Here is a 26,623-nt window from a genome sequence, read left to right on the forward strand (position 1 = left end):
ATGCGCGCGCCGCTGACCCTCGCCCTCACCCTGTCGCTCGTCGCGTCCGGCTTGCCGGCGACCTCTGCGAATGCACAGCTGGCGGACTCCGTATTCCTATCCGCGCCCCAGGAGGAGCCCGAAGCGGCTCGGGAAGCCGTGCCGGCGCAGGTGGCCGAGCAGAGCGGCGGCGACTTTTACTGCCGCGAGCGTAGGCTCGGCGAGTGGTTCTACTGCGAGAAGCCGAAGGCCAAACCCTCTGAGCAGCGCGCCCAGCAGCCGACGCAGTCATCCGCGGACCAGCTGGCCGCAATCTCCAAGCAGCTCGAGGAAATGAAGGCTCGCGCGATCCTGCAGCCGACCACGGAGAATGTGTCCGCCTACATCGCGTTCCAACGCGAGCAGCTGAACCGCGCCTCGTCGTTCGCGGACATGTGGCGCCGGACGATCTGGCAGAATCCGGAGCTCGATTACACGCTGCAGCGGCCGGTCAACCAGCTCGGTAAGCGGACCTGGCTCGACAACCGGACGGCCGACAAGAACCGGGTGCTGGCGTCGATTTCGAAGCGGTACGGCGTCTTCTATTTCTACTCCTCGGCGTGTGCCGCCTGCGAGGTCTTCGGCCCGATCATGCGAAGCGTGTCGGACCGGTTTGGGCTAACCGTCATGGCGGTTTCTCTCGACGGGGGTCCGTCGAAGGCGTTCCCGAACTTCACCGTCGACACCGGCCAGTATCGCGCGATGGGCATGCAGGGCCAGCAGGTCCCCGCGCTCGTACTCTTTGACACCCAGACCAAGCGCCCGATGCCGATCGGCTACGGCGTGATGGCCGCAGACGAGGTGATGGATCGCATCTTCACCCTCACCAGCGTCGAACCCGGGAGTGACTTCTGATGCGCTCGCTGCTCCGGCTCTGCGCAGCCATATTCGCGCAGCTCACAATGGTGTTCGCCCTCGGCGGCCTGGTCGTCACGCCGGCGATGGCGGACGTCGGTTCCGAGATGAATACCTATTTCAACTCGGCCGGCTCCGCGGCGAACGTCACGGGACCGACCGCGTTCAACGGGCAGGCCGCTGGCTACTATTCGGGCGGCAGCCTCTGGAGCCGCTTTCCGTCCAAGTCGATCAATCCGGTGAACGTCGCGTTGCCGAGCGCGCGCGCCGGGTGCGGCGGTATCGACCTCTTCGCCGGCAGCTTCAGCTTCATCAACGCCGACGAGATGGTCGCCATGCTGAAGGCGACCGCCAATAACGCGATCGGCTTTGCCTTCCAGCTCGCGATCGACAGCATCTCCGCGCAGATTGGCGGCGTGATGAAGGACATGAGCCAGCGCGCCCAGCAGCTGAACGCCTTCAACATGTCGAGCTGCGAGGCCGCCCAGCAGGCGATCGGATCGATCTGGCCGGCGATGGACGGGGCGAGTTCCACCATCTGCCAGCAGGTAGGTGGCGCCAAAGGCTTCTTCTCGGACGCCGCGGCGTCGCGCCATGGTTGCACCAACAAGGGCGAGCGCGAGGACACGATCGCAAAGGCTGGCGATGCGGCCGAGCTCGTCCAGAGCAAGAATTACACCTGGTACGCTCTGATGTCGAAATCCGTCACCAAACCATCACCGGAATATGCCGAGTTCCTCATGACGATGGTCGGCACAATCATCTACGATTCCACCAAGAAGGCCGACAGCATGGGTGGCTTCCACTTCATCGCGCCGGCCAGCTGGGACGTCTACCAGACCCTGCTCGACGGATCCGCGACGGCACCCGCCAAGGTGCTTCGCTGCGACACGACCGAGGAGAAGGGCTGCCTCAATCCCGCAACACAAGACCTCAGCGTGTCGACGGACCAGGCGTTTCGCACTCGTGTTCTCAAGATGCTGAACAGCATGAGCGACAAGATCCGGACGAACACCGCGCTTTCCGGCGAGGAGATCAGCCTGCTCGGGATGACGAGCATTCCGCTCTACAAGATCCTGGTGGTCGACGAGGCGGCCCATTTCGCCATGTCGCCGTCGGACAAGGCCAGCCTGTCCGAGATCGTCGCGATCGAGCTTTTGATGGCGCAGATCGACCGCATGCTTGACGTCGTTTCCCGCGCGCAGAGCGGTGCCGCCTTCGTCAGCATGGACGAGTTCAAGACGTGGCGGAATCAGGTCGACACCGTGAAAACGGAACTGGCTCGCAAGAGCCAGCAGATGAATGCGTCGCTCAACCAGACGTTTCAGGTCATCCAAAAGACCCAGATGCTGGAAGCGACGCTCAAGAACGCAATGAGCCCCCAGATGACCGCCTCTCTCCGCTTCGGGCGGGGACTGTCGGCTCAGGGAATCCGGTAAGGGGATCGGGCCGCCATGCTTGAAGTCTTCACGATTGGTGGCGGCGAGTACGTCGTCAACGTCTTAAACGCCGTGGCGGCATGGTGCGGAGGCGGCGGATACCGTTCACTCCTGCAGGTCGTGATGGTCATGGGGCTGGCCTACTCGCTCGCCGTCGTGGCCTTTAATCTGGATTGGCGAGCTTGGTTGAACTGGTTCATCCAGTCGACGGCGATTTACATGATGCTCATGGTGCCGACCGTGTCGGTGAAGGTGACGGACCGCATCGACCCCGGTCTTGCGCCGGCCGTCGTCGACAATGTCCCGCTCGGCCTCGGCGTCATGGCCTCGTTCACGAGCCAGATCGGGGACTGGATGACCAGGCAGGCGGAGACCGTCTTCGTCATGCCCAACGCGGTCGCGCTGTCGAATAACGGCATGATCTACGGCGCTCGGCTGATGGAGAAGGCTCGTACCTTCCAGATCACGGACAGCGTGTTTCGGGCGAACCTCGACGAGCAGCTGAAGCAATGCACGTTCTACGACGTGCTGCTGGGCTTCAAGTCGATGGATGACCTGACACATTCCACCAACGTATGGGCAGCGATCGGACCGGGCAGCCCGGCTCGCAGCCAGCGGTGGATCGCCTCGACGGGCGCGGGGACGACCGAGACCACCATCATCCCGTGTAACGAGGCCTATGGCCGGCTGGATGCGACGTTCAACGCGCAAATCGAGAAGGACCTCCTGCCCTTTGCTCGCGGCGCATATCCCAAACTCGTCGATAGCGTCGCCGCTCAGAAGCTGAAGGACGATCTACCGATCGTTGCAGCGCACATGCACGGCTCCTCGACGGACGTGTACGCATACCTGAAGCAGACCTCGACGATCGACAGCTTCCTGGCAGCCCGCGAGAGCTTCTCCGACGCGCGCTGGGACGCGTACGCCTCCCAGCGCGCGGACGCACAGGCCAAGAACACCTACACGTCAATCGCCCAGCAAGCGATGACGTGGGTCCCCCTGCTCGGCATCGTGCTCACCGTTGTTTTCTACGCGATGTTCCCCGTCCTTTTCCCGCTCTTCCTCTTTCCGCGAACTGGTGTCGCAACCCTCCGCGGTTACGCGGTGGGGTTTTTCTATCTGGCCAGCTGGGGTCCACTTTACGTCATCCTGCACATGTTCGTGATGAGCCGGGCTGCCAGCGCCTATCACGCGATTGCGCCGAATGGTCCGACCCTGCTGATTGCGGACGGCATCGATAGCGTGAACATCGACATCTCGACCCTAGCCGGGTTCTTGATGATGAGCGTGCCGTTCCTGGCGGCCGGCATGGCCAAGGGCGCGATGGCGATTGCCGGCCAGGCGACGTCCATGCTGATGCCGGCACAGAACGCCGCGGAACAGGCGGCGACGGAGCGCACGACCGGCAACTATTCCTACGGGAACACCTCCTTCCAGAACCTGACCTCCAACATGGTCCAGGCCAACAAGTGGGACGATCAGCCGAAGCATGTCTCCGGGTTCGGGGTGGGCAGCTTCATGAATGCCGATGGCGGCGTGACCACATCGTTCGCCGGGGGCAGTAACGCCTACGACACACGGCAGGGCATCTCGAGCCTCGCGTTCACTCCGTCGCGCAGCAGCGGCTTCGACCAGCAGATGAGCCAAGCGCTATCGGAAGGTCAGTCCCATACCCAACAGGTCCGCAACGCCGCGTCGCAATCCTGGCAGGCGACGGCATCGACCGGAACCGATCTTCTCACAGCGGCCGAGCACCGGAGGGGCAGCTCCACGGAAACTGGATCTGGCTTCAACAACAGCGTTTCGAAGATGACTGAGGCGTCGCGCAGTCTCTCGAGTGGGCTGTCGAGCCGCTTCGGTCTCAGCGAGGCCGACAGCCAAAGCATAGCGCGAGCGTCGCAGACATCGGGCGATGCTAATGCAGGGCTTTCGGTTCTTGCGAGCCGCTGGGGTGTCAAGGGCGAGGCTGGCGTGGGTGGCAAGCTTTCTACCCTCGCGTCTGAGACCACCGGAGCGAATCTCTCGGCCGAGCAGGCGTACTCCGATCTCCGCGATTACGTTAATCGCGAGGTTAATTCGACCCAGTCGCGCAACGCGCGCGACGAGTTTATGCGGCGGACGAGCAGCAGCGGCGACAGCCAGGTGCGCTCGCTGTCCGAAAAGCTGGGGGTTAGCGTCAATGATTCCCGGTCGGCGTCGTTGGAGGCTTCGCGGGCGGAAGAGGCATACCAGCGGGTAAGCCACGACGTGCGCGAGGCGTCGTCCCGCGGTTGGACCCTCAACAGCAACGAGACACAGGAATTCGTGGTCTTCGCTAACGAGCGCCTTCTGGAGGACCCGACGCTCGCCCAGGCAGGGTGGCATCCGAGCATGGTCATGCCCCGTACGCGCGAGCAGGCGCAGGCACGGGACATCCTGCTTCAGGAGTTCATGGACCAGCGCGTCAACGACGTCCGGCAGGAGCTTGGCATCCAAGTTCCTGAGCACCTCAACAACACGCTTTCTGGTCCCTCGATCACTACAGGAGCTGGTGTCAGGGCATGGGGTGACCGCAGCGCCAACGATGTTCGGGATAGAGGACCCCACGTCTCGGTCAGAGCGGACTCTCGCGACCCGGCGCTTGCTGACGAAGTGTCCGAGGCGATCATGGGCGGTTCGGCCCGCATCACGAATGGTGCGCTCGGCCTTGGAAACGAGGTTGACAACTCTCGGGAGCGCGGGGATGTTTTGAGCGGCCATGTAGATGATCGGAATGATAGGTCTTTGCTGACGACCATGCCTGTCGTGGGACCGGCGATCGATCGCATTGGCGATGCCGGAGCATGGATCGGTGACAAGTTGGGCCTCGGTGGTGGGCAGAGCCACGTCACCGAACTTCCGCGCGGGGAACGGGCAACACTACCCGTTTCCGGGCAGATCCGCTCGGGTATGGGCGGCCGTGTAGACCCGCTGACCGGACAGCACGGACGTCACAACGGTATCGATATCGCGGCGGCCGCTGGGAGTGAAATCCGGTCTCCGGCTTCCGGCACCGTGTTACGGAACGACTTCCAGGAAAACGGCGCCGGCAACTATGTGGTGCTCGGCCACTCGGACGGGTCAGAAAGCAAGTATTTCCACATGCAGCACCGGTCGGAGCTCGCTGTCGGAAGCTCGGTGTCAGCCGGCGATGTTCTCGGCCATGTCGGGAGCACGGGGCGGTCGACCGGCCCCCACCTGCACTACGAACTTTGGAAAGGCGGGGTGCCGGTCGACCCTAAGCGGCATCAACTCAGGGACTGAGCAACTAGATGACCAGGACGAAGATGATGAGGGCGGCGATCAAGAGGATCAGCCAGCCGGACTGCTTCGCCTCGCCACTACGGTTGCTCGACGACGGGTAAACCTCGTCCAACAGCTCTCGGCCTCGCGGTGTAGCGATATCGTACATGTTCTCAGGGCTCTGATAGTAAGCCGAGTTTGGAAAAACCGACGACGTGGGCTGATTGCGGTGATGGCCGAGTCGGAGATTATCAAGATCAGACATAGTCTCTACTCCAGCTCGACGTCGGCACCTTTCTGAGGTATAGTTTAGCACGTTCGGCAACGAGACACAAAGCCTTTAGCAGGACAGGTCGGGGCTGTCGCCGAGCGATCGTCGACCTACCGACTTTAATCGCTCATCCTCGCGCACTCTCAGGAAGGGGTCACCTCCTCGTAGCAGCCGGCGCGACGTAGCTGACGAACGATCCCGTTGAAGGCAGCAGTCACGCCTTGAGCGCGACCAATGTCGTTTGTTTGCGACCCGGAGTCCCAGTACAGCGCGAGAGGCCATTTTTCGGGGCAGTGCGGCAGCAGGCACCGCAGCGCCAAGCGGATCTCCGGAACGTCAACGCGCGCCTCGGAGCAGCGGCTGACCCCGCAGCGGAGTATATGCACGGATAGCGCGATCACGACGCGCTGGTGCCTTGGGAGCTGGGACACCGATCAGTGAAAGTCATGCGACTTGAAGCGCACGACCTCCTCGGGGTCCAGTCCGTCAGCATGTGGTGGCCAATATTGATTGCGCGGCTCTGGCTGCCAGCCCTTGTCGCCGCGATCAGGCGACCCTGGATGCTGCGCAGCATCGCCGCGGCCAGTCTTATGCGGAAACGACATGTCGCCAACGCGGTGGAGCAGATCTCCGTGGTCTATGATCCGGTCGCAGATCACATGGATGATCTCGCCTTCCTTCTGCACCCGCCCCTTCATGCCGACCATCGACGCTGACATAATCGTGCGCCGCTGCGCCTCGAAACGGTCGGGCCAGAGAATGCCGTTGGCGATCCCGGTCTCGTCCTCGATCGTGATGAACAGCACGCCTTTGGCGGATCCCGGCTTCTGGCGAACCAAGACGATGCCTGCGACTTCGACGCGGCGGCCGTCGCGGATGCTCGCGAGATCAGCGCATTTGGTGACCCCGCGCCGGGTTAGCTCGTCGCGGACGAAGGTCAGCGGATGCGCCCGGAGCGATAGCTGGAGCGCGCGGTAATCCTCGATCACCTCACGGCCGTCGGTGAGCGGTCGCAGCGTCACGTCGGGCTCGACACCTTCGGCGCTGAAGGTTTCGGCGGTTCGATCGGCCGCAGCAAAGAGCGGCAACGGGGCCTCTCCGAGACCCCTCACCTTCCAGAGACCCTGTCGGCGATCGACGCTGAAGCCGTGAAAGGCATCGCCATCTGCCAGCTTCTCGATTGCGGCCCGCTGGACCCCCGATCGCCGCCAGACGTCTTCGACGCTCTCGAAGGCGGTGGTGGTACGCGCCCCGACGATCTTGGCACCATCAGCGTTCGACAGGCCGCGGATCTGCCGCAGGCCTAGCCGCACAGCGAGGTAGCGCCCGCCCGTCTTCTCTAAGGTGCAATCCCAACGGCTCGCGTTCACGCAGGGCGGTCGCACCTCGACGCCGTGGTCGCGGGCATCACGGACGATCTGAGCCGGCGCGTAGAAGCCCATCGGCTGCGCGTTCATCAACGAAGCGCAGAACACGTCTGGATGATGATGCTTCATCCACGAGGATGCGTAGGAGATCTTGGCGAAAGACGCTGCGTGGCTCTCTGGAAAGCCATATGATCCGAAGCCTTCGAGCTGGCGGAAGGTTCGCTCGGCAAACTCGCGCGGGTAGCCGCGCTCGACCATGCCGTTGACCAGCTTTTCCGAGAAGTGCGAGACACCGCCAGTGAACTTGAACGTCGCCATGGCGCGCCGCAGCTGATCCGCCTCGGCAGGCGTGAAGCCGGCACCGACGATCGCGACTTTCATCGCCTGCTCCTGGAAGAGCGGCACGCCGAGTGTCTTCTCCAGCACGGCGCGTAGCTCGGGCCGCGGGTACTCGGGCTTTTCCAGACCCTCTCGCCTGCGCAGATACGGATGGACCATGTCGCCCTGGATGGGGCCCGGCCGCACGATCGCGACCTGAATAACAAGGTCGTAGAAGCGGCGAGGCTTCATGCGCGGCAGCATCGACATCTGCGCGCGGCTTTCAATCTGGAAGGTGCCGAGCGTGTCAGCCTTCTGGATCATGGCGTAAACGTCGGGATCATCGTCCTGCAGGTCAGCCAAGCCGACGCGTAGCCCCTTGTCCGCTTCGAGCATATTGAAGGCGCGGTTCATGCAGCCAAGCATGCCCAAGCCGAGAACGTCCACCTTCATGAATTTGAGTGCGTCGATGTCGTCCTTATCCCACTCAATTATCTGCCGATCCTCCATCGCAGCGGGCTCGATCGGCACTAGGTCATCGAGGCGGTCATGGGTCAGAACGAAGCCACCAGGATGCTGCGACATGTGGCGCGGCACGCCGATCAGCTTGCGGGCGAGTTCCAGTGTCAGCCGCAGCCGGCGATCGCCTATGTCGAGGTTCAGCTCGTCGACCTGCTTCTCGCCGACACCTTCTGCTGACCAGCCCCAGACGAGGCCCGCAAGCGAGGAGGTCAGGTCCTCGGGCAGCCCAAGCGCCTTGCCCACGTCGCGTACTGCGCCCCGGGCGCGATACCGCTGCACCACCGCTGTCAGGGCGGAGTGGTTGCGCCCATAGGTCTCGTAGATCCACTGGATGATCTCTTCCCGGCGCTCATGCTCGAAGTCGACGTCGATATCGGGCGGCTCACGACGCTCCCCGGACACGAAGCGCTCGAACAGCAGTTCGTGCTTAATCGGGTCGATCGAGGTGACGCCGAGGACAAAGCAGACGCAGGAGTTGGCGGCCGAGCCGCGGCCCTGACAGAGGATACTGCGCCGGCGTGCTTCGCGGACGATCGCGTAGACAGTCAGGAAGTAAGGCGCGTAGCCAAGCTCGCCGATCAGCCGCATCTCATGCGTGATCTGGTCAGTGTAGGCCTGGGGCACGTTGCCATCGAACATCCGGTCGACAGCCTCGTCTGCCAAGCGCTGCAGCGCTTCGTGCGCGGTCAGCCCGTCGATCAGCTTCTCATGCGGGTACTGATACTGAAGCTCGCCAAGATCGAAGGTGCAGATCCGCGAGATGTCGACGCTCGCCTGCAGTGCGTCGGGATAGGCGCGGAAGCGCCGGACCATCTCGTCGGGCGATTTCAGCGCGCGATCGGCGTTCACCTCGCGGCGATAGCCAAGCTCGTCGACGGTGCATTTCTCGCGCACCGCCGTGACCACGTCCTGCAGCAGCCGCGCTTCCGGCGCGTGGTAGAGTACATCGCCGGTAACGACGGCGCGCACGCCGGCACCGCCCGCCTGGCGGGCAAGCGCATCGATCCGGACCGCGTCTCCCGGCCGGCGCCGCTGGAACAGCGCCATGTAGCCGCGCCGCCCGTAGACCGCCTTCAGGTCCCTCAGCGCCGCAAGGTTATCCTCGTCCGCCTCGTGAGGCAGCAGGATCGCGACAACGCCCTCGGACCATGGTTCGAGATCGTGCCAGTGAAGGAGGCAACCGCCCTTCCCTGCCCGCGTCTTACCAACCGTCAGCAGACGCGTAATCCGCGACCACGCAGGCCGGTTGGTGGGGTAGAGCAGCAGGCGACGGCCGCAGGATAGATCAACGCGAGTGCCGGCGATTGAGCGGACGCCGGTCGCCTTCTGCGCCTCCCATGCCCGGACGACGCCGGCAACGGTGCCGATGTCGCTGACCCCGATCGCCGGATAGCCGAGCAACGCCGCGGCCGCGAACAGCTCCTCCGGACTGGATGCCCCGCGCAGGAGCGAGAAGTGGGTGAGCACCTGGAGCTCGACATAGTGGGTCACCCGAAGACCCCGTGCATCCACCAGGACAGATCGCCTGTATCGTCCTCGAAGCCGTCTCCGCGGCGGAACACCCAGAAGCGGCCGCCAGTCTCGTCCTCGACCCTGTAGTAGTCCCGGACGGCCCACACCTCCGCGTCGCGGCGCCACCACTCGCCATGGACGCGCTCAGGCCCGTCACCGGCAACCACCTTGTAGGTCTTGCCACGCCACTCGAACCGGCGTGGAGGCTGGTCGGGCATCAGTGCCAACACCCGGTGCAGCGGCTCTGGATGCGCGAAAAGGCGGATCGGACGTTGCCAAGCGGGCCAGTTTCCCGGAACCTCATTCGGGTCGGAGTGGGCGACGGCTCGCTCCGGCACATGACTTTCGACCGGGGCGATGCGGAAGACCGAGCGTACACCAATGCGGCCGGCAATGACGTCGACCAGCCGCGACGGATCGCGCACCAGCGTTTCGCCTGCCAGGACGGCACCGAGATCGACGGCGTCGAGTGGCTCGGTATGCGGGGCAACAAGCATGAATTGCTCGATGCCCATGCCTGGATCGATGCGCTCGATGCGCAGCTTCAGAAGCCGCAGCAGATGCGAGACCTCGCGCGTCGGCCGAGAGGTGCCGACTGCCACGAGCTGCTCGGTGCCGTCGACGCGCAAGCATGTCAGGCGAAGAGACCGAGCACCTAGCCCTTTCGCCTGCAGGACGACGGCGAGATCGCGCAGCAGGTCGCCCATGACCTGCTCGATCGCCTCGGCGGTCCCGATCGGCTCTAGTAGCCGGCGCTCGGCTGCGGGCACCTCCGGGTCGTCACGTGGCGTGATCGGCTCTGGGACGCCGCCTAGTGCCTGATCGAGCCGGGTGATTGCGGGCAGGCCAAGACGACGCGCTAACGGCCCGCGCGCGACCGGCAGCAGATCTGCGATCCGGTCGAAGCCGAACTTACGCGCTGCGGCCAGCGCCGTGGGTGCGAGCCGCAATGCTGCGAGCGGCAGCGGAGCAAGTGCGTCCGCTGTCCCGTGAGGTCCGACGCGGATGAGGTCACCCTTGCCGAAGCGAGCCAGCGCATGGGCAGCGCCAGGGGTGTCTGCGACGGCAACGCGCGCGGTGAAGCCTGCACGACGGCAGAAGGCAACCAGACGCCGGCAGAACCGCTCCTCACCGCCGTGGAGGTGGTCGCAGCCGGCGAGATCGATCCAGAGGCCGTCTGGCGGCGTCACGGCCGCGATCGGGGACCAGCGCCTGACCGCCAACAACGCCAGCCTGTCGAGCAGCGCCGCGTCAGCGTCAGGTTCTGCCGGACGGAAGTCGAGATCCGACACCAGCGCACGTGCATGGGTCGCCGCCATGCCGGGGTGGATGCCGAGTGCCTGCGCGCCGGTGCAGGCGGCGACTACCTCCTCCCGCCTACCGACCTTTCCGACGAGCGCGACCGGCGCGTGTTGGACCGGAGCTGCGGCAGGCGCGATAACCCGCGGAGCGAGCGTCGGGGCCTTGTACGGGTGGCTTGCCGCTTCGGATCTCCTGCCAAGCTCACGCATGGGCGGCTGGGCGTGGACCGGCAGTGACGCGATCTGAGCCTCGACTTCTTCGCGCGACTGCGCGCTGGATCGCGCCCACTTGGCACCAGGTCGCCAACCGCCGCCCCGCGGCACCGAACAGGCACCCGGGTCGTCGTCTATCGGCAGTTGCAAAGAGGGCCGCTCAGGCGGCCGCATAGCGGGCTGTTCCAGCCGTCTCAGCCGCTCGATGGCCAAGTTCGGCAGGAACAGCGAGACGACCCGTCTCATCGCTGCCCTCCACAATCAGGGAGAAGGATGCACCACCGCGCTGGCGTGCGAGTTCAACCGACCACCGCGCTCTTCCCACACCCGCGACGTCCAAGCGCGCCGAAGGCGCGGAGCCGATCCGCCAGCGCGTCCAGGCAGCGGAAGGCTCGGAAAACGGATCCTGGTCACGGCCGCGGCGACGGCGGAGAAGTAGCACCGGCATGTCGGCTTCTGCTGCCACCAGCTGCAAGCGACGCGTTGCGACCATCGCTACCTTGCTCGCTTCTGCAATGATGGCCGAAGGTGTGCCGTCTCGGACCGCATCCTCGATCACGGCCAGTAGCGCGGCATCGTCCTGCGACTGAGCGTAGATGACGTTGGCAGAGGCGAGGCCGGCTTGCTCCAAGGCGGGAGCGTACAGGTCGGCCCTGCAGCTCGCCCATAGAACGGGACCTCCGGTGTTCGCAGCCTCGCGGGCGGCGATCCCGGCAAGGAACAGCGTCGTTGCCGCATCGTCGACCAGCGCCGCACTCTGCGCGGTTGCCTCGTGAAGCGCACCGGCGCGCAATCCCCCTGCTCCGAGCCTGCTGTCGATCTCGTCGACGCCGAATGGCAGCACCCGGTACTCCGTCACTGGCGTGGCGATCGTCCGCAGGTGCGCTATGCTGGGCGCGAAGGAATCGAGGGCGGCGGACATCATGTTCTAAGACTCTACTCGTTCCCTTTATGTTCCGTTACCGGGCTTCATCGGTCAAGCTCGCATTCAATCGGTTCATCGATTCAGGCGGAACGGCTGCGCAACGGACCGCAAACAAAGCGGAAAAAGCGCTTCCGTTCTGGGCGCGCCTGACTCATAGAATCGCTATGCCGATCCGCCCTGAGAACCGCTGGCTCTATCCGATCGACTGGCAACAGATCTCGCGATCGGTTCGTTTCGAGCGTGCCGGCGCGCGCTGCGAGCGGTGTGCTCGTCCGCATCTCCGCCGTGTGGCCCATCTCGGCGACGGGCGGTGGTGGGATGCGGAATCGAGGTGTTGGCGCTCGGATCGAGGCAAGCGCATTGCGATCAAAGGGGGCTTCGTCCTCGCCTCTGTACGGATGACCTTCGTAGTCCTGGCATGTGCCCATCTCGACCACGACCCAGGCAACAACGCTCCTGCCAACCTCAAGGCGCTATGTCAGCGGTGCCACATGCTCCACGACGCGGCCGAGCATCGTTGGCAGCGCTGGTGGAACCTCTTTCGTGTTCGCGCCGTCCGCGACTTGTACGAAGATCCGCGCGTCACACGCGAACGGATCGCGCGGGTTCAGTAATCCAGCTCCCGTATTTTCATCTGCTCGGCAGCAAGATCTGCGACAGGTCCCAGCCCGCCGGTCAGGTTGAACACCTTGATCACGTCATGGTCGGCCAGCCTCTCGACCATCAAGCGGACGGCTGCGGCATTCGCCTCGTCCAGCACGGTCGTTGTATCATCGCTCGCGATGGCTAAGGTCTCACCGTTTTAATCAACGGAGAAGATCTAGCATGAACATTGGTGAATTGGCCAAAGGCGTTGCGGGTGCGACCGGCTCGAGCGAGGCGGATGCGAAGAAGGCAATCAATGCTGTTTTCGATCAGATTGCAGACGCTGCGGTGAAGGGTGAGGAAGTCTCGATCAACGGCTTCGGGAAGTTTACGGTGAAGGACCGGCCGGAACGTCAGGGCCGAAACCCATCGAACGGGGAGGCGATCACAATCGCAGCCTCCAAGAAGGTCACCTTCACAGCTGCGAAGGGCTTCAAGGACAAGCTCTGAGGTAAGCGCGCTGGCGACCAGTCTGCCGGCGCCGGATGGGAGGCGCGGATGTGCAATCGGTATCGGCTGACGGCGAAGCAGGCCGAGGTGGCTGCGACGTTCGGCATCCGCCCGCCCTATGAGCCGGACGAGACGTTTCCGGCCGGCGACGTCTTTCCGACTGGTAAGAAGACGCCGTTCTACGGAGCAGTGGTGGTCCAGGACGGCGCCGATCGGAAGATTGAGCGCATGGAATGGGGCGTCCCTACCCAGGTGCCGAGCAAGCGGGATCCGGCCGCCAAGCTGACGAAATACGTCACGAACGTGCGGAATCTCAGCTCAAGCTTCTGGCGGTCCATGCTGACGACGCCGGCACGGCGCTGCCTGGTGCCGGTGACTGCCTTTTCGGAGTACGGAGTGGCCCCGGGCGAGGACGGGAAAAAGCCGCTTCACTGGTTCGAAGTTCCTAGCCGGCCGATCTTCGCCTTCGCCGGCATCTGGCGGCCGACCGAGCGTGGCAACGCTTATGGCTTCCTGACCACCGAGCCGAACGCTGTCGTGGCTCCCATTCACCCGAAGGCGATGCCCGTGATCCTGCACGACGAGGACTACGATCGGTGGCTCTCGGCGCCTTGGGATGAGCTGAAGGATGCCGTGGCGCCCTACCCCTCCCAGCTGATGCGCGTCGAATGACCACCCTCAGCAGCGACGCGATCGAGGTGATCAACCGCAACGCGCTCGTGGAGCCCAGGAAAGGCGCTCTTCGATTATAGGCGGGCGCGGGCGCGATGATGGATCCTTGCGAGCCCCATCGCGAAGTCGGCGATGACAAATGAGAACTGGTCGGCGACGTCTCGCTCGTCGTCACATTCCGGGGCGAGTGTCGCGGCAGCGAGGACGAGGTGAGCTGCGGCGATCGGTGACCTGTCCATGAGATCGTATGCTTGCGCTCTGAAAGCAGCGGCAATGCTTTCTGATGATTGGTCGTCGGCAATCTGTGTCGGTATTTCGGGCGAAGGCATAGGTCGGCATCCTTCCGGTCATTGCATAAGGATGACTGTCGCCCGCTGGCGGGGCTCAGTCGGGAGTGCCGGTCGAGCGACGATGGCGGGTGGCGCGGAAACGACGTGCCGGAATCCGGAAACATCTTTCCAGCCGAGGCTGGCCGCAACAGGTCGATAGCTCCGCGGATGGACGCGGTCGGCCGACGGCTGAAACGATAGCGGCACGATCTGATCCCCGAATGTGGTGGCGACCCTCGCGACCACGCGCGCCGCAGTCGTGTTGTATGGCAACAGCCAGGTCACGCGCGCAGCCGTGACGCGCTGACGCACAAAGACGAGATTGCGCGTCAGCGAGGGGTTTGTCGGATCGTTCGAGCCGATCGCGAGCAGGGCGCGCGCGACCGGAGGACTGCCCTTCCACGTTTTCGCCACCTCGGCCGAGCTAGCGCCTACGCGGGCGTGGATCTCGCACCGGACCCCCTGAGCCGCCAGAGCCGAAGCCGTGCCGACGCCGGTGCTGTCACCCACGATGAGACACAGGGCGATCATTGCGCGCCCGTGAAGGCTGTGATGCCGATTAGTGCGATCAAGCAGCCCGCGAGGCCGAAAAGGATCGTACCGGCGCCGATCGCGCGGGCTATGCCGCCTCTGCGGACACGACCGAATATCCGGCTCACACCGGTGCGGATCGAGAGGTAGCCGTCTGCAACATCGCTCGCCCCGAACAGCGCAAGCGGGAAGGCAACGGCGAGCATTATGTGCCGCATGCTTCCTGTGCCGACCAGGGCAGTCGCGAGGGCAAGGACGAAGAGAAGTGCCGCGGTCGCGTGGACCGCGGCATAGAGCGGAATGATGCGAAAGCGGTCCCGCTTGAACAGCCCGCGATAGATTGCGAGCGGCCGCTGGCACCGCTCACAATGATGGACCCGCTTGCCTGCGGTCCAGGGCAGCATTCCTGCCGAGCAATAGGGGCACGGGGTGAGCCCGAACCGATCCATCATGTTCACGAGCTTGTCCTACTTGCCCGGAGGAGCCGAGGTCACGGCCGGCGCGGTTCCCGCTGTCGGCAACACGCCCGTACCGGCCTGCGGTGCAACGCGCTGCCTGGACGCCAAACGCGGCTGTGCGTCGGCAACCAGCTTCCGGTACGCGTCGAGCATCGCCAACGATGTGATCTTGCCGATGTCGGTCGAGCCATAGGTGCCCCCAAGCGCGCCCACACCCAGCCCCAGGAGCAGACCGCCCCCGACGACACCGAGATCCTTCTTGCGTGCCGACCCGCTCGCGACAGCCTCCTGGATCCCCGTGTCGACGTTGACGAGCGTGAGGAGGACCTGGCTCTCCAGGGTCTTGGACTTGAGCCCAACCGCTCCCCCAAAGGCACCGCCCAAGCCGCCACCGCTCTCCCGCGCCTTCGCATCGGAATACAGGACCTGCACCTGAATCAGGTAATCGGCTTTGGTGACCGGTCGCGCCGTCCCGCCGGCGAGCGCACGCTCGCGTTCCAATGCGTCGAAGGCAGCTCCCCGGTCCGCGACCGCGAAGCAGCCGCTGCGGGCAGCCATCAGTTTGACGAGCGGTAGGGGATCCACCTTGGCGGTGCTGCCCCCGTTCTGCATCTCCGCCATTCGCATCAGCGCCTGCAGCTGTGGCGAAAGATTGTCCGTCGCGCTGGCGGCTTTCTGCTCGACCAGCGCTGCGACGCCGAGCGGCGTGGCGCAACGTGGCAGTTCAGTCGTCTCGTCGACGCCCGTGCCGCCCTGGCCGAGCTTCTGCGCGTACAGGGTTGAAGGGGTGACGGCCGCGAGAGCGGCCGTCACTGCGAGGATGGTGGTCCGATTAGGCACCGGCCTTCGCCTTCTTCGCGGCCCCGTGCTTGGTCGGGTCGCAGATCCCCGCCGCCTCTTCCGCCGCGGTAACCACCGGCTTGGCCTTGTCGCAGTTGGCGCAATCAGCGCAGTCGGGGCAATCAGCGCAGTCCTTGCAGTCGCCATCTGCATGCGCTTTCGCATGCGACATGTAATGCGCCTTCTTGAGGCTCGCCTTCTCGTGCGCGTCTGTCCCGCCCGTCTCTGTGGCGAACGTCGCCATGGCGAGGAGGACCGGTCCTGCAGGCGCGGCGCTGGCCGCGGCTGGCATGCCGATCGCGAGGGCAGCGGCCCCCATTGCGGTGAAGTATCGAAGCTTCATGATCGTGTCTCCCTTCCCTGGTCAGAAAAAGCCGTTGCGACGGCCGTCGCGACGGTCGTTGTGGCGGCTGCCACTGTCCCCGAGGGCCGAACGCCGGACCTCGAGCTCCACGCCTTCACCCTTTCGGGTGATACGGACGTCTTGTGGGGCGATGTTGTTACGCTTCGCCCAGCGATCGGCGTCGGCCTCCGACCCGAACTCGCCCATCTCGTCGAACTGCCATGTCATGCGGTCACCTCGCGCTGCTCTGCCCCTTGCCCACGCGTTTGAGGGGCGCTGGTGTTGTTGGATCCTGCGTGGTCGGAAAGGGCGGCCAGCACGACGTCGCGGACGCCGGCGGCCGTTGGCCTGCGCGTGTCGGGCAGGCGGATGGTCGTGTAACCGGCCGCGCCGGTGATCGCGTCCCGCTTCGCTCGCTCGCTGCTTTCCGAGCTCCGGTTACCGTGCTCGACCAAGGCGAGGATCCGACCGGATGCTCTGTCCTCTAGGACGAAGTCGACGATCTTCTGCGAAAAGCGGCCGCGGACGGACATGCGCTGGCGCTGCGAGAGCCCCGCACGGGTCTTCACGATCGCGCCCATTGCCACCTTTGCGTGTACGCGCGCCTGGGGCAGCGCCTCCTCCAGCAAGGCGATGATCTGGCGCTCGGTCGCGCTCATCAGCGGTTTCGCCTCGACCGGGAGTTTAGCCGTCCGGCCGGGCCTCACATTCTGAAGCGCAAGGACGATGAACAGGAGGACGGCTCCGATCAGGAGCAAGGGCACGAGACCGTTCATAGCAGCGGCTCCGGGTTGGTGATCATGGGACGGGTGTGAAGGTTGCCGTCAACGCGACGCCTCAGGTCGATCCCGTTCCCCATCCGCTTCGAGAAGGTCATGAGCTTGAGCACGGTCTCGTATTGAGTGTTCGGGCCGAAATACCTCGTCGGACCGTGCCACTTGCGGCCTTCGACGATCTTCATTCGATAGGTGCCGCGCGGCGCTGGGATGACGACGTGATCGTTGCCCGCGACGTACACCGACAGAACATGTTCATCGGTTTCGGGATCGAAGAGCTGGACGACGGCGTTCGCGTCGCTTGTCTGGACCGTCAGGCTGCTGGTGATCCGCTTCTGGGATAGATGCGTCGGGACGGTGACGCTGCCGGACTCAGGAAAGGGAATGCCCGGCATCAGGTCGGGCAGCCAGCCTCCCCGCTTGGCATCGAAGTACATCGGGATGACGTAGGTCAACAGGCAGAGGATCGGGATCAGCCAGCGCGCATGGCGGAGCGGCGACGATCGCCGAGGACGATACCGGCCGCGCTGGTAATCATGCCCACGATTCTTCTTCTCGAACCAGCCTCCGCCGCTACCGGCGGGTTGCGCCGCTCGGCCGATCCAGCTGGCCGAGCCTAGCGGGACCTCGCGCTTTCCACCTTGCCGCTCGCGATAGCGGTCGCGCATGTAATCGCGATCATCGAGGCCCATGGGTGACCTCCTTCGGTGGGACGAACGAGCCGCCCTCCGTGCTGAGACTGGCGCCGATCATTCCGCAGGCGATCGCCCATCCGATGGTGCAAAGCCCCGCAGACGCCGCCAGGAACCCCAGGGAGCGCCAGCGCGGGCTGCGCGGCCGCGATCCTTCGCGCACAGCCTGAGAGGCGCTGTAAGACGCGCTGGACGGACCGCCTTCCATGTCGATCGCGCCGGGTGGCGGGCGGTCGAGACGGACTGGTCTCTGCCGGGCTCCCCGTCCCTGCGTGTATGGACGATCGGCGAGGCTCATGCAGCTGCCGCCCTCGTCGGCGCAGCCGTCCGGCGGGCCAACGCGCGCTCGATCGGCCGAACGACCGAGAACAGCACCGCGTATACCGCGCAGAAGGACAGAACGTCCGCGCCCCAGCCGATGGCATGTTGGTGGCGGGCGTCGGCGCTGCATTGCGCGATCGTGTGCGTGCCGAGGTCGCAGGGATGCCAGTGCTTGGCGGTGAGGACCTGATCCCAGGTCGGCTTGGCGTGCATGGTCATAGCTCCAGTCCGATGTCCTTTTCGGGGAAGGGAAGCTCGGGCCCCTTCGGCTCCACGTTCACGCGGATTGCCGTGAGGTTGAGCGACGGATTGCTGCGCAAGTCCGGTTTGCTCTGCGGTAGGTCGGGCGCGCTGGTAGCCGCAGCCGGCCCCGTTTTCTCGGGACCGCGATCGAGATCTGGCGGCAGGTCAGGACTGAACACCGCTCCGGTGCTAGCTCCGGCACCGGGCCGCGCGGCTCCCCCATCCGGTCCATGTCGGCCCGGATCGACCGACAACTGCCCGACAGCCTCGAGAGCGGAGGTCTTGTTACCCTCGTTCCGCTCGATCGCCGCGGTCAGCTTCTCGCGGTCGTCCGTGAACAGGCGGATGTCGTCCCGAACGCGGGTGACGGTGACGTTGAAGAGGCGCTGGTTGGAGAGGTTGCTCTCCTTGTGCGACATGACCGTAATCGCGGTGTCGGCGGTGATGCCCTGCGCGGCATGCATGTTCAGCGCGTAAGCAAGGCTGATCCGCTCCGTCATCGGGTCGCCCGCTTTCAGCTCGTGGACCTTGCCGTCCAGGCTCTCGACCTTGATGCCGTTCTTGTCGGCCGAGAGAACCCGGGCGACGTCGTTGTTGTTGAGGCCGCGATCTTTGTCGTTCTGCGTCCAGCGGATCTTGTCGCCCTCGTGGAGCTTGATCTGCTCGCGCTGCGCGAGCTGCATCGTGTCGGTTTTGTCGAGCGGTGAGATCCGCTGAGGGTCGAAGGTCTTGAGGCGGTTGCCGATCATGACCTGAACCCGGCCCTTGGCGTCGACGCCGACCACGTCGAAGGTGCCCCGCGGCAAGCCGAGCTCGCGAACCGCGTGGCGGAGATCGATCACCTGGCCAGCCTTGTAGGCGTGAGCGTACCGCAGTTCTTCCCGAGTGTGGTTCACCTTGTCGAGGACGCCGATCGTCAGCCCCTCTCCCTTCAAGGTCCCCTCAGTCGCCAGTCCTTCCTGGATGCGCACATTGAGCTCCGCGCGCGCCTTCCGGCCGGACGAGAACATTGCGGTCGCATCTCGCTCCTCGGGGGTCAGCTTCAGCCAATGCTCCGCCGCGGTCTTCACATGCTCGGGGTTGGCGACCACCTTGTCGCCGAGCACCTCCATCGCCTCGCGCACCGCGCCACGATTGGTGAGCGCCGCGACCGTGCGCAGCTGCTCCGTGCGCTGGCGAAGGTTCTCGTCCATTCGAGCCATGCCGATCCCCCCTTCCTGGGCGATCGCGAAGGCTTTGCCGGCGTCGACTGCGGTGATCTGCTGGCGGTCGCCGACCATGGCGAGCCGATCAACGCCGAGCGCATTGGCGATTTCGACCAAGTGCTTCATCTGGTCGCTGCCCACCATCGACGCCTCGTCCAGCACCAAGACGGTCCCAGCGAGTTCGGCGCGTGCGCCCTTGTACCCGTCGCCCTGGCCGGCAAGCGCATGGCGCGCGTAGCTGTGAATGAAGGAGGAGACGGTGCGGCTCTCGATGCCGGTCTCAGCGCCAAGCCGGTCGGCGGTCGCCTTCATCAGCGCGAGGCCGACCACCTTGCGCCCCTCCTGCTCGGCGTTGCGCGCGACGGAGGACAGCATTGTGGACTTGCCGGCCCCGGACACACCCTGGACAGCCACGATCCGGTCGGTCGACGTCAGGATGAGCGTCGCTGCGGCGAGCTGGCCCGTGTTCAATTCCTTGTCGCCGGACGCGGCGTTGAGACGGTCGAGGACCTTTTCTGCCGGTACAATGGCAGCGACGGCTCCCTTGCCGCGCTCGACCTGGGCGAGGATCCCGCGCTCGGTCGCAAGCGCCTCGGGCGTGGTGACGTGGGTGACCACACCGTCGATCCGATCGTTCTTGCCGGGGAGCAGCTTCTCTTCCCGGATGAGCTCGGACACACGCACGTCGATCTGCGGGGCTGTAACCCCCTTCAGCCCAAGGTTGAGGGCGGTCTGAGTGATCTCCGACACCGAGAACGCAGCTTCCCGCTGAGCATGGATCCGGATCGCGCTCGCCACAGCGTGCTGGGCGCGCAACCCAACGGCCGGCATGCCGATCCGGTCTATGCCACTCGAGACCAGCGGGTCCTTCGGCGAGAATAGCTCGCCGAGCGCACCGGCGATGCCGGCGACCGTCTCGCGCACCCGCTCCATGGTCGTCATCGCCGGGATCTCGCGTCCCCCCGCTTTCGCCTCTGCTGCAGCAACGAGGGTTTTTCCGTCGAAGCCCAACGCGGCGGCCCGCTCCTGCCACGCCTCGCGCAGCGCCTGCCGATCCTCGACATTGAGCTTCGCATCGCGGGTATTCGTTGTGATGCGATCGAGTGCCTTCGGGCTGGTGATCCCCAGTTCGGCAGCCTTGGCAACGATGTCGTTCCGGCGTTGGCTGAAGGCCTCGAGGACGGCTTTTGGAACGCCGTTGATCTCGAATTGCCCGTGCTTGCCGGTGACGGAAGTCTCGTATCCGAGCTTCGCCAGCTCGGCGCGGAACTGGGCATGGTACGCCGCGCCGATCGTGGTGTTGTTCTTCCACAGTTGGCCGTTGTGGAGCGCTTGCCAGGCACCGTTGGCCATCTTGGTCATATTCGCGACCAGCACATGAATGTGGCCCTGCGGATCCAGCGCGCGGCTCGTGTCGTGCTGGAACAGGGCATAGACGAGGTTGCCGGTCCGAACCGGCTCGCCCGACTTCGTCCGCTCGTAGGTCCGGCCCTCTGCGAACTTCTGCTCCACCCAGGTCATGGTCGTTTTGACGGCGGTCATGTGCGCCGCGAGCACCCGCTCGTCGCCCGCGACATATGCGAGGATGCTAGCCGACTTCGGCATCGAAAATGTCAGGTCGACGCCGGACTGTCGGTTCTGGACCTGCCCGACCTTTTCGCCATCGGGCAGCTCACCGTTGAGGATCTTCTCGAAAGCCTCTTTGGTGACTTCGCCCTTGAGGCCGACCTCCGCCGCGCCGACACCGCCCCAAGCCGTCGCCTCGGACGAGTGCTCGGCCGTGTAATAGTCGTCCTTGGCGAAGTAGTTCGCCGCACCAGACGCCGACTTGACGGAAGCGACCGACAGCATGGATCAGTCCCCCATCCCGTAGCCGTCGTCGAGCCCGTGATCATGGTCGTGGCCGTGATGGTGGTGGTCCCGATTGTCGACCGCGATGCCGTCGCGTAGCTCGCGGATGACCTGGTCCTCCTGCCGATCTTCACGGACGGTATCGCCTGTGCGATCGGCCGATCGTTCGGCGCCTGCCGACCGACCCATCTCCGGCCCATCCTGACCAGATCGTGCGCCGGTCACGGCATTCCCCATCCCGGCCATCATGGGGGCACGGGCCGCACGGCCGTCCAGAGCCGCGGGAGTCAACGAGCCCTGCTGAGGACCTGGTGACACGCCGCGCTGCCCTGAAGTCATGGTCTGCTCACCAGTCCCGCCTGGCTGCGGGATGGCCAAGGTCGTCAAAGCCTGGGATTGATTGATCTCGATCCCAGCAGCGGCTCTCTCAGCCTCGCTACGCTCCCGCTGTGGTTCCGGCTTCTCCAGCACCGGTTCCGCCCCATTCACCGGCCGATTGGGCACATGCTCCGTGCCACCCTCGCCACCCTCATCCGCGCGCTTGGCCCTGCGACGCCGGTCTTCCGGCGAGACGTATTCTGTCGGCTTGAACTCGGGCCGTGGTTCGAACCCGACGGCCACATCGGGATAACTCTTCCATTGGAGCTCGACGCGCGTCGCGGGGAAGCCGTCCGGGAACTTCACGAAGCCGCGCAGCGACGGAAGATTGTTGATGTCATCGGGTATGACGAGCGGCTCGATCGCTTTGCGGGGCGTCAGCGTCGAGGCGTCGCGGGTATTGTTGTAGCCGTAGCTATAGGCCTCATCCATCTGCCGCACTTCGCGGCTTCCGATGAACTCCGAGCACTTCTCGGCGGTGGTCCGATCGGCCGTCGCCAAGATTAGCTTGGTGCGCGCCAAACCGGTCAGCGCGGTCGCGTTCTGGAGGCCGTAGGTGGATACCAGCTTATCGAATGAGTGGATGCCGAGGACGAACGCTCCCCCGTAATTTCGGGCGCTCTGCAGGCCGTGCTCGATGGCAGGCAGCGCGTGGAGGGCGTGGACCTCGTCGAAGAGATACCAGGTGCGCAGATCGCGTGTCTTGGGCAACCGCATCAGATTGTTGACGGCGAGGTCCATCCAGAGGGTGAACAGGCCGCGCGTCAATTCCAGGTCGTTGTAGCTGCCCGTGATGAACATGATCGATCCGTCTCGGTGCTGGGTCGAGATCCAATCGCGGATCGAGAAGGCTGGCGGGCCGCCTGGAACAGGGTCTGGCATGAACCGGAGGGCTTGACCGTTGACGTTCAGGACCGACCGGATCGACTCTGCCATGCGCGCCGCCTTCTCGGTCGTCAGCGGCCCGGCGACGGTGTCTTCCAGCTTGGAGTGTATCGACTTCAGGTCTGCCTGCATCAGATGGTGAGCGATGGCTGCGTTATTGGTCTCGCCGAGCTCCTGGAGCTTGATGCACATCTCGATGAAGAGCATCCGCGCTGCGTTCTGCCAGAAGGGCTCCTTGTCGTCCGGATGGGAGGGAATGAGGGCCGCTGCGGCCGAGACGAAGTCGGCATAGTTCCGGCACTCATCGAACAACGTCCAGGGCGCGCAACGTGCGTCCATCGGGTTCAGGACGATGTCGGTCTCGGGGTTGTAGAATGCCTCCATGAAGGCACCGGTGAGGTCGAAGATGACCGCACGATGACGCCGCTTGCGAAGCTGATTGACCAGCGACCGAAGCTGGGTCGTCTTGCCGGTGCCGGTCGTGCCGATCATCATGGTGTGGCTCTGTTCGAGGCGCCATGGATAGGGGATGCCAGCGATTGAATAGGGCGTGTGGATGCCGAGGTCGACGCGGTCGGGAAGGCTCAGTTGGGCGACCATCGCCGGGTTGCGCTGAGGCGTGCCTGAGCGGCATTCCTGGCTGAACTGGTCCTGATTATGGGCCTTGATCTCGCGGACGAGGACAGGTCGCTCGACCAGCATGGCGCCGCGCTCGTGACGCTCTTTGAGAATGTCACTGCCGCGTTTGTTCGCCCAGGTGATGAACCACATGATGACGGGTGCCGCGACGATGGACGCGATCACAAAGGTCGCCCACACGATCCGCCAGGTCTTCTCCCACGCTTCGACAACGGCCGGGTGGTACGGGACGTAGCCCATGGGGAGATGGACCATCTTCCCGCCGGGAAGGGTGAGGTTGATGAGGTGGTATTTGTCGCCACCGACCCAGGTCCACAGCGTGGAGTAGCACCGCATAAGGTCTAGCTGGAACTCGTGCTCCTTGAGGCCGAGCCAGATGAATATGTTGAACACCACAACCGCGACGCCGACCCAGATCCAGAGCGGGATTTTGATGCCTGCCCATGTCATCTGATATTGGTGCGAAAGCAGCTGGGAGCCGCGGGTAAAGTTGTCCGCGTTGCGGGTGATCTGACCCCTTGCGGAGGCGTGCTGGATCGTCGCTGCCTGACCGTTGAAGCGGATATCGTTCCTACGCATGGAACGTCTCCAGGCGCTGCTGCGCAGCCTCGAGGAGGGCGGGTACGGCGTCCCCGTGATCCCGGGTTATGATGACGTCGATCGCAGCCTGCATGTACTCCAGAAGGAGCACCGTCCGGGTGATGTTGAAGGTGTGGCCCGCCTCCGCGAACCGGAGCCCTTGCATGAGGGCGGCCCGCGCAGCCTCGGCCCGGGAAAACCCGTGCTTGTCAGCGATGCGATTGAGTGCTGCCCAGTCATCGCCGTTGAGGCGCAGGGTCAGTACCTGGTGCTTGTCAGTCATCCCAGTCCTCGATCTTGCCGAGGCTGGTGGGGTTTTCGCAGGCGCAGTTTCGCCGATCGATGAAGCCGATGCAAGCTGAAACGTGTATCGCTAGCGATACAGGAAGAGCGTGCAATTCCAGTGTGTTAGAGGCCGCCCGGCCCATGTATCGCGAGCGATACATGGTATCGCTAGCGATACATGTGCAAAACCAGTGACTTACAACCGCGGTCGCCGCATAGGGTGTGCAAATCCTAGGGACTGTCTCGGCGGTTCTGGCTCCTCGTTGTCGGTCTTCTTGGGGTAGAGCCGGAATCCGGTAGAGCACCGCGCCGCGGGCAGTCCCTAGTCGATCGGAAACGTGGGATGCGAAGCGATCCCGCACCAACGGACCCGGCTGAAAGCCAGGGTCCGTCAACCTGCCGATGTTCCGGCGTCAGCCCGGACCAGGCCGTCCCATCATCGGGTCATCAGGCCCGGAGCGATCGGGCTATTGTCGGCTCGTCAGTGCGCTGGCATCTTGGTCCATGGAGGCGTCATCAAGGGAAAGGTTCAGCACCTCATGGCACTGAGTATCGAACAGGAACGGCAGCAGCTTGAAGCCGAAGAACAGCGGCTTGCCGATCGTCGCAAGAAGCTCCTCGAACGGGAGCGAGCGGAACGCCTGAAGCTGGTTGAGCAGTCGGGCCTGTTCAAGGCCGATGGTGCCCACTTCGAGAGTATCATGACGGCCATCAAGAAGCTCGGAATCGAGGAAGTCGACAAGCGTCTGACCGCTTAACTCGGGCCTATGCATCGGGTCGACGTTCGACGCTTGAGCCCTTTCAGCAAAAAAGGGGACAGGCCGACCGGCCTCCCCCTTCACCATCGTCATTGGGGTCGGAGATTGGTCGCGCTGAAAGCCAAGCCGGCATAAAAAAGGGGACATCGGCAGAGCCGATGTCCCCCCGACACGACCGTCCAGGGTGGAGGCATTATCCCCAGACGACGTGTACCTCGTCTTCGGTCCGTTCGACGGTCGCGAGCCGCTCCAGCTGGTCGGCGTATCGTCCCAAGCCGTCGGTATCGAGCCGACTCCGTCGTGCGGGATCGGTGACAATCGTGCGGAGCTCCGACAGCGCGATCTGGCCGCAGGCGTCCCGGTCGATTCCGAGCGCGTCCAGCAACGCGTAGGCGTTGTCGTTGGACAGGTCGATCGAGGCGGAGCCGTCGATCGACTTGGCCACGCTCATCATTACCGCGCCCCTTGTCTCGTTGCGCCAGAAGCGAATGTTGAGGCCCCGGAACTGGGCCTCTTCGACCACGGCGATAACGCCCGGATCATGGTCGAAGATCGCGCAGACGCTGGCGAGCGACCATGGGCAGACGCGGGCCTCGAAATTGTAGGCGAGGAACTCGTCTCCCTCGTCGCCAAGGCTTTCGCCGCGCTCGCGCGCGAAAGCCCGAAAGGCGGCGAGGTGGCGGACGCTCACGGCGACTGCCGGAGCTGAGGCGGATGCGAGAACCGACGCGGTGAAGCTGATCGTCATGCTTGTCACTCCCTGTATGACTCGCCCTCTCGATCCCCCTTCTCTCTGGCCGCTTGTGCGATATGCATGGCTGCTCTGGTCGGCCCGTAGGGGCCGGGGTAGTCATGGTCGTCGGTAGAGGTCCCCCGGCGCGTGCGAGGCGTAGCGAGTAGGCGACCCGAAGGGGTCGTCACGACGCGAGCGAGCCGTGCCGCACGACCCGTACTGGAGAGGTGAAGGCCATCGGCATCGGCGAGGCGTAGCGAGATGGTCGGCCGGATGGCCGACCGCGATGCGAGCGAGCCGGTGCGGACCGTCCTCGGCGTAAGCCCGGGCGCGTGCGAGGCGTAGCAAGCGGGCAACCCGTAGGGGTTGCCGCGGCGCGAGCGAGCCGTGCTCGGGGCGAGGTGGACCCGTCCTGCTACCCGCGCTGGCGAGGCGTAGCGAGCTGGTCATTCCGTAGGGAATGACCGCGATGCGAGCGAGCCGGTGCGCGGGTGATCAGTGTAGGTCGCGGGCACGCGCGAGGCGTAGCAAGTAGGCGACCCGAAGGCGTCGCCACGACGCGAGCGAGCCGTGCCCGGCGCTGCCCGGTGGGTGGTTTGTATCGCGCACCGCGAGGCGTAGCGAGCTGGTCATTCCGTAGGGAATGGCCGCGATGCGAGCGAGCCGGTGCGGGGTGGTTACCGTAGGTCGTAGGGCACGCGCGAGGCGTAGCGAGTAGGCGCCCCGGAGGGGTCGCCACGATGCGAGCGAGCCGTGCTCGGCGCTGCCCTGTGGAGTGCTCTGCGGCGCGCGCGGGCGAGGCGTAGCAAGCTGGTCGACCGCAGGGTCGACCGCGATGCGAGCGAGCCGTGCGTGGCCGCTGGTGGCGGGGTGGAGCGGAAGCACAGTCCGACGCGGCGCGATGGGGCTCGATGCCCCGGAGCGCCGCCCCCGCGCGACGAAAAAGGCAAGGAGGCTCCGGTTGCCCGGAGCCCCCTCGCGAGAGCGGTGTCAGGCCCGACGATCCAT

At 64.8% G+C, this 26,623-nt stretch carries 25 protein-coding genes; 6 read left to right on the forward strand and 19 right to left on the reverse strand.

The window, feature by feature from the left end:
• The 3 genes from traF to U1708_RS17535 are packed head-to-tail and all read left to right on the forward strand — an operon-like array spanning position 1 to position 5,594.
• Entirely contained in the window at positions 1 to 873 is an 873-nt protein-coding gene (gene traF / locus U1708_RS17525) for a conjugal transfer protein TraF (protein ID WP_159513274.1), read from the forward strand.
• Positions 873 to 2,312, forward strand: a complete 1,440-nt coding sequence (locus U1708_RS17530) for a conjugal transfer protein TraH (RefSeq protein WP_225883572.1) — start codon at positions 873 to 875, stop codon at positions 2,310 to 2,312. The genes traF and U1708_RS17530 overlap by 1 nt, the downstream gene beginning before the upstream one ends.
• Positions 2,313 to 2,327: 15 nt before the next feature.
• The gene (locus U1708_RS17535) at positions 2,328 to 5,594 is read left to right on the forward strand and encodes a conjugal transfer protein TraG N-terminal domain-containing protein (RefSeq protein ID WP_159513275.1); all 3,267 of its coding nucleotides are present in this window, start codon (positions 2,328 to 2,330) and stop codon (positions 5,592 to 5,594) included.
• Positions 5,595 to 5,598: 4 nt separating this feature from the next.
• Here U1708_RS17535 and U1708_RS17540 read toward each other — a convergent pair whose 3' ends face one another.
• The 4 genes from U1708_RS17540 to U1708_RS17555 all read right to left on the reverse strand — a co-directional run bounded on the left by U1708_RS17540 (position 5,599) and on the right by U1708_RS17555 (position 11,999).
• Positions 5,599 to 5,742 (reverse strand): hypothetical protein, encoded by a 144-nt coding sequence (locus U1708_RS17540; protein WP_332747326.1) that lies wholly within the window; start codon positions 5,740 to 5,742, stop codon positions 5,599 to 5,601.
• Between the two features lie 536 nt (positions 5,743 to 6,278).
• Positions 6,279 to 9,542 (reverse strand): error-prone DNA polymerase, encoded by a 3,264-nt coding sequence (locus tag U1708_RS17545; RefSeq protein WP_159513294.1) that lies wholly within the window; start codon positions 9,540 to 9,542, stop codon positions 6,279 to 6,281.
• Positions 9,539 to 11,323 (reverse strand): Y-family DNA polymerase, encoded by a 1,785-nt coding sequence (locus U1708_RS17550; protein ID WP_236559404.1) that lies wholly within the window; start codon positions 11,321 to 11,323, stop codon positions 9,539 to 9,541. Before U1708_RS17550 ends, U1708_RS17545 begins: the two co-directional genes overlap by 4 nt.
• Entirely contained in the window at positions 11,238 to 11,999 is a 762-nt protein-coding gene (locus U1708_RS17555; RefSeq protein ID WP_201302719.1) for an ImuA family protein, read from the reverse strand. The genes U1708_RS17550 and U1708_RS17555 overlap by 86 nt, the downstream gene beginning before the upstream one ends.
• Before the next feature lie 401 nt (positions 12,000 to 12,400).
• On the opposite strand from U1708_RS17555, the gene U1708_RS17560 reads away from it, so the two are divergent.
• The gene (locus U1708_RS17560; protein ID WP_332747329.1) at positions 12,401 to 12,616 is read left to right on the forward strand and encodes a hypothetical protein; all 216 of its coding nucleotides are present in this window, start codon (positions 12,401 to 12,403) and stop codon (positions 12,614 to 12,616) included.
• On the opposite strand, the gene U1708_RS17565 is transcribed toward U1708_RS17560, so the two are convergent.
• Complete coding sequence (locus U1708_RS17565; protein WP_159513277.1) at positions 12,610 to 12,762, reverse strand: hypothetical protein; 153 nt, start codon at positions 12,760 to 12,762, stop codon at positions 12,610 to 12,612. The genes U1708_RS17560 and U1708_RS17565 overlap by 7 nt on opposite strands.
• A 65-nt stretch (positions 12,763 to 12,827) precedes the next feature.
• Here U1708_RS17565 and U1708_RS17570 point away from each other — a divergent pair, with 65 nt between their 5' ends.
• Both U1708_RS17570 and U1708_RS17575 read left to right on the forward strand, forming a co-directional pair.
• On the forward strand, positions 12,828 to 13,097 hold the full coding sequence (locus U1708_RS17570) for an HU family DNA-binding protein (protein ID WP_159513278.1): 270 nt from the start codon (positions 12,828 to 12,830) through the stop codon (positions 13,095 to 13,097).
• Between the two features lie 48 nt (positions 13,098 to 13,145).
• Positions 13,146 to 13,769 (forward strand): SOS response-associated peptidase, encoded by a 624-nt coding sequence (locus tag U1708_RS17575; RefSeq protein WP_159513279.1) that lies wholly within the window; start codon positions 13,146 to 13,148, stop codon positions 13,767 to 13,769.
• A 74-nt stretch (positions 13,770 to 13,843) separates the two neighbouring features.
• On the opposite strand, the gene U1708_RS17580 is transcribed toward U1708_RS17575, so the two are convergent.
• The 14 genes from U1708_RS17580 to U1708_RS17645 all read right to left on the reverse strand — a co-directional run bounded on the left by U1708_RS17580 (position 13,844) and on the right by U1708_RS17645 (position 25,630).
• Positions 13,844 to 14,008 carry a hypothetical protein gene (locus tag U1708_RS17580; protein WP_332747332.1) on the reverse strand — a complete coding sequence of 55 codons (165 nt, stop codon included), beginning with the start codon at positions 14,006 to 14,008 and terminating at the stop codon, positions 13,844 to 13,846.
• Between the two features lie 108 nt (positions 14,009 to 14,116).
• Entirely contained in the window at positions 14,117 to 14,629 is a 513-nt protein-coding gene (locus U1708_RS17585) for a hypothetical protein (protein ID WP_332747334.1), read from the reverse strand.
• Positions 14,626 to 15,087: a hypothetical protein gene (locus U1708_RS17590; protein ID WP_332747336.1), complete on the reverse strand. Its 462-nt coding sequence runs from the start codon at positions 15,085 to 15,087 to the stop codon at positions 14,626 to 14,628. The genes U1708_RS17585 and U1708_RS17590 overlap by 4 nt, the downstream gene beginning before the upstream one ends.
• Before the next feature lie 9 nt (positions 15,088 to 15,096).
• The gene (locus tag U1708_RS17595; protein WP_236559405.1) at positions 15,097 to 15,927 is read right to left on the reverse strand and encodes a CsgG/HfaB family protein; all 831 of its coding nucleotides are present in this window, start codon (positions 15,925 to 15,927) and stop codon (positions 15,097 to 15,099) included.
• A complete protein-coding gene (locus U1708_RS17600) occupies positions 15,920 to 16,270 on the reverse strand; it encodes a hypothetical protein (RefSeq protein WP_236559406.1) in 351 nt (116 codons plus the stop codon). The genes U1708_RS17595 and U1708_RS17600 overlap by 8 nt, the downstream gene beginning before the upstream one ends.
• A gap of 21 nt (positions 16,271 to 16,291) precedes the next feature.
• A complete protein-coding gene (locus U1708_RS17605) occupies positions 16,292 to 16,498 on the reverse strand; it encodes a hypothetical protein (protein ID WP_159513283.1) in 207 nt (68 codons plus the stop codon).
• Positions 16,495 to 17,046: a DUF2726 domain-containing protein gene (locus U1708_RS17610; RefSeq protein ID WP_202096570.1), complete on the reverse strand. Its 552-nt coding sequence runs from the start codon at positions 17,044 to 17,046 to the stop codon at positions 16,495 to 16,497. Before U1708_RS17610 ends, U1708_RS17605 begins: the two co-directional genes overlap by 4 nt.
• Positions 17,043 to 17,738, reverse strand: a complete 696-nt coding sequence (locus U1708_RS17615; protein ID WP_159513285.1) for a hypothetical protein — start codon at positions 17,736 to 17,738, stop codon at positions 17,043 to 17,045. Before U1708_RS17615 ends, U1708_RS17610 begins: the two co-directional genes overlap by 4 nt.
• A gap of 294 nt (positions 17,739 to 18,032) precedes the next feature.
• Complete coding sequence (locus U1708_RS17620) at positions 18,033 to 18,278, reverse strand: hypothetical protein (RefSeq protein WP_159513286.1); 246 nt, start codon at positions 18,276 to 18,278, stop codon at positions 18,033 to 18,035.
• Positions 18,275 to 21,358 (reverse strand): MobF family relaxase, encoded by a 3,084-nt coding sequence (mobF, locus tag U1708_RS17625; protein ID WP_332747341.1) that lies wholly within the window; start codon positions 21,356 to 21,358, stop codon positions 18,275 to 18,277. Before mobF ends, U1708_RS17620 begins: the two co-directional genes overlap by 4 nt.
• Before the next feature lie 3 nt (positions 21,359 to 21,361).
• Positions 21,362 to 23,839 (reverse strand): type IV secretion system DNA-binding domain-containing protein, encoded by a 2,478-nt coding sequence (locus U1708_RS17630; protein ID WP_332747343.1) that lies wholly within the window; start codon positions 23,837 to 23,839, stop codon positions 21,362 to 21,364.
• Positions 23,832 to 24,122, reverse strand: a complete 291-nt coding sequence (locus U1708_RS17635) for a hypothetical protein (RefSeq protein ID WP_159513289.1) — start codon at positions 24,120 to 24,122, stop codon at positions 23,832 to 23,834. The genes U1708_RS17630 and U1708_RS17635 overlap by 8 nt, the downstream gene beginning before the upstream one ends.
• Positions 24,123 to 24,591: 469 nt before the next feature.
• The gene (locus U1708_RS17640; protein ID WP_159513290.1) at positions 24,592 to 24,975 is read right to left on the reverse strand and encodes a hypothetical protein; all 384 of its coding nucleotides are present in this window, start codon (positions 24,973 to 24,975) and stop codon (positions 24,592 to 24,594) included.
• Between the two features lie 100 nt (positions 24,976 to 25,075).
• The gene (locus tag U1708_RS17645; protein ID WP_332747347.1) at positions 25,076 to 25,630 is read right to left on the reverse strand and encodes a hypothetical protein; all 555 of its coding nucleotides are present in this window, start codon (positions 25,628 to 25,630) and stop codon (positions 25,076 to 25,078) included.
• Positions 25,631 to 26,623: the final 993 nt, after the last annotated feature.

It is taken from the genome of Sphingomonas arabinosi, from assembly GCF_036663715.1.
Lineage (GTDB): Bacteria > Pseudomonadota > Alphaproteobacteria > Sphingomonadales > Sphingomonadaceae > Sphingomonas.

Bases quoted from the DNA above. Each gene is read 5' to 3' on its own strand.
- traF (WP_159513274.1), top strand. From the start codon at position 1: ATGCGCGCGCCGCTGACCCTCGCCCTCACCCTGTCGCTCGTCGCGTCC.
- U1708_RS17530 (WP_225883572.1), top strand. From the start codon at position 873: ATGCGCTCGCTGCTCCGGCTCTGCGCAGCCATATTCGCGCAGCTCACA.
- U1708_RS17535 (WP_159513275.1), top strand. From the start codon at position 2,328: ATGCTTGAAGTCTTCACGATTGGTGGCGGCGAGTACGTCGTCAACGTC.
- U1708_RS17540 (WP_332747326.1), bottom strand. From the start codon at position 5,742: ATGTACGATATCGCTACACCGCGAGGCCGAGAGCTGTTGGACGAGGTT.
- U1708_RS17550 (WP_236559404.1), bottom strand. From the start codon at position 11,323: ATGAGACGGGTCGTCTCGCTGTTCCTGCCGAACTTGGCCATCGAGCGG.
- U1708_RS17555 (WP_201302719.1), bottom strand. From the start codon at position 11,999: ATGTCCGCCGCCCTCGATTCCTTCGCGCCCAGCATAGCGCACCTGCGG.
- U1708_RS17560 (WP_332747329.1), top strand. From the start codon at position 12,401: ATGACCTTCGTAGTCCTGGCATGTGCCCATCTCGACCACGACCCAGGC.
- U1708_RS17570 (WP_159513278.1), top strand. From the start codon at position 12,828: ATGAACATTGGTGAATTGGCCAAAGGCGTTGCGGGTGCGACCGGCTCG.
- U1708_RS17575 (WP_159513279.1), top strand. From the start codon at position 13,146: ATGTGCAATCGGTATCGGCTGACGGCGAAGCAGGCCGAGGTGGCTGCG.
- U1708_RS17580 (WP_332747332.1), bottom strand. From the start codon at position 14,008: ATGGACAGGTCACCGATCGCCGCAGCTCACCTCGTCCTCGCTGCCGCG.
- U1708_RS17585 (WP_332747334.1), bottom strand. From the start codon at position 14,629: ATGATCGCCCTGTGTCTCATCGTGGGTGACAGCACCGGCGTCGGCACG.
- U1708_RS17600 (WP_236559406.1), bottom strand. From the start codon at position 16,270: ATGAAGCTTCGATACTTCACCGCAATGGGGGCCGCTGCCCTCGCGATC.
- U1708_RS17605 (WP_159513283.1), bottom strand. From the start codon at position 16,498: ATGACATGGCAGTTCGACGAGATGGGCGAGTTCGGGTCGGAGGCCGAC.
- U1708_RS17610 (WP_202096570.1), bottom strand. From the start codon at position 17,046: ATGAACGGTCTCGTGCCCTTGCTCCTGATCGGAGCCGTCCTCCTGTTC.
- U1708_RS17615 (WP_159513285.1), bottom strand. From the start codon at position 17,738: ATGGGCCTCGATGATCGCGATTACATGCGCGACCGCTATCGCGAGCGG.
- U1708_RS17620 (WP_159513286.1), bottom strand. From the start codon at position 18,278: ATGACCATGCACGCCAAGCCGACCTGGGATCAGGTCCTCACCGCCAAG.
- mobF (WP_332747341.1), bottom strand. From the start codon at position 21,358: ATGCTGTCGGTCGCTTCCGTCAAGTCGGCGTCTGGTGCGGCGAACTAC.
- U1708_RS17630 (WP_332747343.1), bottom strand. From the start codon at position 23,839: ATGCGTAGGAACGATATCCGCTTCAACGGTCAGGCAGCGACGATCCAG.
- U1708_RS17635 (WP_159513289.1), bottom strand. From the start codon at position 24,122: ATGACTGACAAGCACCAGGTACTGACCCTGCGCCTCAACGGCGATGAC.
- U1708_RS17640 (WP_159513290.1), bottom strand. From the start codon at position 24,975: ATGACGATGGTGAAGGGGGAGGCCGGTCGGCCTGTCCCCTTTTTTGCT.
- U1708_RS17645 (WP_332747347.1), bottom strand. From the start codon at position 25,630: ATGACGATCAGCTTCACCGCGTCGGTTCTCGCATCCGCCTCAGCTCCG.